The organism is Kitasatospora sp. NPDC048540, assembly GCF_040651175.1.
Classification (GTDB): Bacteria; Actinomycetota; Actinomycetes; order Streptomycetales; family Streptomycetaceae; genus Kitasatospora.
Genome location: NZ_JBEZIR010000287.1, coordinates 1 through 1,013, shown reverse-complemented (window position 1 = coordinate 1,013; position 1,013 = coordinate 1). Strand labels below are relative to the sequence as shown.

1 protein-coding gene and 1 pseudogene are annotated in these 1,013 nt (G+C 72.1%); both read left to right on the top strand.

Annotation, left to right across the window (positions count from 1 at the left end):
- A pseudogene (locus AB0D08_RS40895) lies at positions 1-168 on the top strand (sulfate ABC transporter substrate-binding protein); the annotation flags it as partial.
- A gap of 135 nt (positions 169-303) precedes the next feature.
- Positions 304-1,013 (top strand): ABC transporter ATP-binding protein (locus AB0D08_RS40890; RefSeq protein WP_359895451.1); only part of this gene is annotated, 710 nt, incomplete at its 3' end.

Sequence of the window (1,013 nt, the reverse complement as noted above, 5' to 3'; positions counted from 1 at the left end):
GACGACCCGCTGGCCAACACCTTCCAGGCCGAGGCCGACCACGCGGTCAAGGCCGGTCTGCTGGAGAAGCCGGTCCTCGACGGCATCTACGACCTCACGCTGCTGAACAAGGTGCTCAAGGAGAAGGGCCAGCCGTCCGTCGCGGACGCCGGCCTCGGGGTCAAGTGACCCCCGCCCCGTGACTCCGCGGTCCGCGCCCCGTCCCCGTCCTGGTCGATGCCCAATCACAGGACGGGGCGGGGCCGGGCCCCGGCCCCAGCTCCCCGAAGCCCACGCCAGACCGACCACGCAGGAGGTGCCCGGATGACCTCGGCACTGACCACCTCGCACGACGTCCCCGCCACCGATTCCCCGGCCGGCCAGGTGGCCGTCCGGCTCTCGCACGTGCACAAGACCTTCGGCCGCCCCGGCACCGCCGCCCCCGTCCTGGACGACATCTCGCTGGACGTGGCCCCGGGCGAGTTCGTCACCCTGCTCGGCGCCTCCGGCTGCGGCAAGTCCACCCTGCTCAACCTGGTCGCCGGACTCGACCGGCCGACCGCCGGCACCATCGAGGTACTAGGCGGCCGCCCCGCACTGATGTTCCAGGACCACGCACTGTTCCCCTGGCTGACCGCCGGCAAGAACATCGAACTGGCCCTACGACTGGCAGGCGTACCCCGCCACGAGCGCCGCCCCGAGGCCGAACGCCTCCTCGAACTGGTCCGCCTCGGCGGCTCCCACAACAAACGCGTCCACGAGCTGTCCGGCGGCATGCGCCAGCGCGTCGCGCTCGCCCGCTCCCTCGCCCAGGGCGGCAACGTCCTGCTGATGGACGAACCCTTCGCCGCCCTCGACGCCATCACCCGCGACGTGCTGCACGACGAGATCACCCGGATCTGGGCCGAACGACAGCTGACCGTCCTGTTCGTCACCCACAACGTCCGCGAGGCCGTCCGCCTCGCCCAACGCGTGGTCCTGCTCTCCTCCCGCCCCGGCCGGATCGCCCGCCAATGGCGGATCGACCTGCCGCA